Genomic DNA, 3,031 nt, shown 5'->3' on the forward strand with positions numbered 1-3,031 from the left:
GGCTCGCGGACCGGCGGTCCGCGCCCCGGGATGACCCGGCCTTCGACGCCCGCGCGGCAGGTGCCCCGTCATGAAAACCTTCGCCCTGGCCCTCGGCGCCGGCGGGGCGCGTGGGCTCGCGCACATCGCCGTGTTCGAGGCGCTGGAGGAGCTCGGCGTGAAGCCGGTGGCGATCTCCGGCTCGTCGATCGGCGCGTTGATGGGCGCCGCCTACGCGGCCGGCATCAGCCCGCGGGCGCTGCGCCGCCACGTCATCGCCACCGTGCACGACCGCGCCGCCCTGCTGCGCCGCCTGCTCGGGGCGCGCGCCGCCGGCTTCGCCTGGTCGAGCCTGCTGAAGGTGCCGTTCGGTCACAACCCGGTGCTGCTCGACCCCGACAAGTTCTGCGCCGCCTTCCTGCCCGAGGCGGTCCCCGAAACCTTCTCCGAGTTGCAGATCCCGCTCCTGGTGATCGCCAGCGACCTGTTCGGTCAGCAGGAGGTGGTGTTTTCTGACGGACCGCTGCGCCCCGCCATCGGCGCCTCGATGGCGATCCCCGGGCTTCTGCGCCCGATGGAGCACGAGGGGCGCGTGCTGGTCGACGGCGCCGCCATCGATCCGCTGCCCTTCACCCAGCTCGCCGGCCGCGCCGACGTGGTGGTGGCGGTCGACTGCTCCACGGCGCCGCGTGACAGCATCGCGGTGCCGGAGGCCTTCGACTCGGTCTCCGCCACCATCACGCTGATGGGCCACGCCCTGGTCGCCGAGAAGCTCAAGCGGGTGCGGCCCGACCTGCTGATCCGCCCCAATGTCGGGATCTTCCGCCTGCTCGACTTTCTCCAGGCCATCGCCATCATCCGGGCCGGCGAGGCCATCAAGGACGACATCAAGCGCGACCTGACGGCGCTGCTGGCGGATTGAATCGATACCCGTCTTGCGGTATGTAGAAACGTTTCTACATTCAAGAGACCGCCCACGAGCCGGAGGTGGACATGCCCACCACCATGACCAGCCGCGAGTTCAACCAGGACACCAGCAAGGCCAAGAAGGCCGCCGCGAAGGGGCCGGTCTTCATCACGGACCGCGGTCGGCCGGCTCACGTGCTGCTGTCGATCGAGGATTACAACACGCTGGCCAGAGAGTCGGGCGGCGTGATGAGCCTGGCCGAAGCCGTGGCCCAATCCGGCGACGATGCCGATTTCGACTTCGACCCGCCGAAGCTCGAAGGCTTCTCCTTGAAGCCCGCCGACTTCGACTGATGTACCTGCTCGACACCAACGTGCTCTCGGAACTGAGGCGGCCGGACAAGGCGGACGCGTCCGTCGCGGCGTGGGCCGCGCAGGTGCCGAAGCCGCAAGTCTTCCTGTCCGCCATCACGATCCTGGAGATCGAGATCGGTGCTTCGAGGCTTGCGCGAAGGGATGCCGTCCAGGGCGGAGTGCTCCGCAGGTGGATCGACGACGCGGTCCTGCCGCGTTTCGCCGACCAGATCCTGCCGATCGACACCCGCGTCGCACAACGATGTGCGGCCCTGCACGTTCCTGATCCGCGGCCTGAGCGGGACGCCTACATCGCCGCAACGGCCCTGGTTCACGGGCTGATCATCGTGACCCGCAACGCCCGGGATTTTGCGCCGTTTGGGGTCGATGTCCTGAACCCGTGGCGTCTCGAACGGGCGCCGTGAGACTCACCGCCTCTCCCGAAAAAACCCCCGCAGCAGCGCCGCCGCCTCGGTCTCGCCGATGCCGGGATAAATCTCGGGGCGATGGTGGCAGGTGGACGAGGCGTAGTACCGCACGCCGCTCTCGACCGCGCCGCCCTTGGGATCGCTGGCGCCGTAATAGAGGCGGCGGAGGCGGGCGAACGAGATCGCGGCCGCGCACATCGGGCACGGCTCCAGCGTGACGTAGAGGTCGCAGTCGGGCAGCCGCTCGCTGCCGAGCGCCGCGCAGGCGGCCCGGATCGCCACGACCTCGGCATGCGCGGTCGGATCGCGGTCGCGGAGCGTGCGGTTGTGGGCGCGCGCCAAAACGGCGCCGTCGCGCACGATCACGCAGCCGATCGGCACCTCGCCGGCGGCCTGCGCGGCGCGTGCCTCGGCGAGCGCCAGATCCATGAAAGACGTCAAAGGCTCGTTCCGCCGCGCGAACTCTGCTATCAGGCTCGCTTCCTTATCCAAGATCGAGACCATGCCGGACAAGACCGAACACGACAACGCGCCCGAAAGGCGCCCTGCCCCGCCCGATGGCGAGCGCATCGCCAAGGTGATGGCGCGCGCCGGCCTGTGCTCGCGCCGCGACGCGGAGGCGTGGATCGAGGCCGGTCGCGTCGCCGTCAACGGCACCGTCATCGCCTCGCCCGCCCTCGACGTCACCGCACAGGACCGCATCACGGTCGACGGCGAGCCGCTGCCGGCCGCCGAGCGTACCCGGCTGTTCCTCTACTACAAGCCGGTCGGGCTGGTGACGACGAGCTTCGATCCGGAAGGCCGCCCCACCATCTTCGACTCGTTGCCCGAGGACTTGCCGCGGCTGATCAGCGTCGGCCGGCTCGACATCTCGACCGAGGGCCTGCTGCTGCTCACCAACGACGGCGGCCTGGCGCGCCAGCTCGAGCTGCCGGCCACCGGCTGGCTGCGCCGCTACCGCGTGCGGGCGCACGGCTCGGTCGACCAGGCCCAGCTCGACCGCCTGAAGGGCGGGCTCGAGGTCGAGGGCGTCCAGTACGGCCCGATCGAGGCGACGCTGGACCGCTCCCAGGGCGCCAATGTGTGGATCACCATCGGCATCCGCGAGGGCAAGAACCGCGAGGTGCGCAACGTCCTCGACACGCTCGGCCTACAGGTGAACCGGCTGATCCGCGTCTCCTACGGCCCGTTCCAGCTCGGCGAGCTTCTGGACGGCGACATCGAGGAGGTGCGGACCCGGGTGCTGCGCGAGCAGCTCGGCGAGCGCCTCGCCGCCGAGGCGGGCTGCGACTTCTCCGGCCCGATCGGGCACCGGGCGCCGACCGAGGAGCAGCGTCGCGAGCGGGCCGAGCGCGGCGCCCGGG

General features: G+C 70.4%; 5 protein-coding genes. 4 read left to right on the top strand and 1 reads right to left on the bottom strand.

The annotated features are described in order from the left end of the window. The first annotated feature begins 70 nt into the window (after positions 1 to 70). The 3 genes from CH341_RS30110 to CH341_RS30120 all read left to right on the top strand — a co-directional run bounded on the left by CH341_RS30110 (position 71) and on the right by CH341_RS30120 (position 1,664). Positions 71 to 901, top strand: a complete 831-nt coding sequence (locus CH341_RS30110) for a patatin-like phospholipase family protein (RefSeq protein WP_111423158.1) — start codon at positions 71 to 73, stop codon at positions 899 to 901. Positions 902 to 972: 71 nt separating this feature from the next. Then, a complete protein-coding gene (locus tag CH341_RS30115; protein ID WP_111423165.1) occupies positions 973 to 1,239 on the top strand; it encodes a type II toxin-antitoxin system prevent-host-death family antitoxin in 267 nt (88 codons plus the stop codon). Continuing rightward, positions 1,239 to 1,664, top strand: a complete 426-nt coding sequence (locus tag CH341_RS30120) for a type II toxin-antitoxin system VapC family toxin (RefSeq protein WP_111423160.1) — start codon at positions 1,239 to 1,241, stop codon at positions 1,662 to 1,664. Before CH341_RS30115 ends, CH341_RS30120 begins: the two co-directional genes overlap by 1 nt. A gap of 3 nt (positions 1,665 to 1,667) precedes the next feature. Here CH341_RS30120 and CH341_RS30125 read toward each other — a convergent pair whose 3' ends face one another. Continuing rightward, positions 1,668 to 2,096 (bottom strand): nucleoside deaminase, encoded by a 429-nt coding sequence (locus CH341_RS30125; RefSeq protein ID WP_111423163.1) that lies wholly within the window; start codon positions 2,094 to 2,096, stop codon positions 1,668 to 1,670. Between CH341_RS30125 and CH341_RS30130 the strand changes: the two genes are divergently transcribed. After that, positions 2,095 to 3,031, top strand: a 937-nt coding sequence (locus CH341_RS30130; RefSeq protein WP_146604685.1) for a pseudouridine synthase, incomplete at its 3' end; no start/stop codon positions are given. The genes CH341_RS30125 and CH341_RS30130 overlap by 2 nt on opposite strands.

The organism is Rhodoplanes roseus, from assembly GCF_003258865.1.
Taxonomy (GTDB): Bacteria; Pseudomonadota; Alphaproteobacteria; order Rhizobiales; family Xanthobacteraceae; genus Rhodoplanes; species Rhodoplanes roseus.

What these genes read in the sequence shown, in the direction of transcription:
- CH341_RS30110 (WP_111423158.1), top strand. Translation starts at nt 71, where the DNA reads ATGAAAACCTTCGCCCTGGCCCTCGGCGCCGGCGGGGCGCGTGGGCTC.
- CH341_RS30115 (WP_111423165.1), top strand. Translation starts at nt 973, where the DNA reads ATGCCCACCACCATGACCAGCCGCGAGTTCAACCAGGACACCAGCAAG.
- CH341_RS30120 (WP_111423160.1), top strand. Translation starts at nt 1,239, where the DNA reads ATGTACCTGCTCGACACCAACGTGCTCTCGGAACTGAGGCGGCCGGAC.
- CH341_RS30125 (WP_111423163.1), bottom strand. Translation starts at nt 2,096, where the DNA reads ATGGATCTGGCGCTCGCCGAGGCACGCGCCGCGCAGGCCGCCGGCGAG.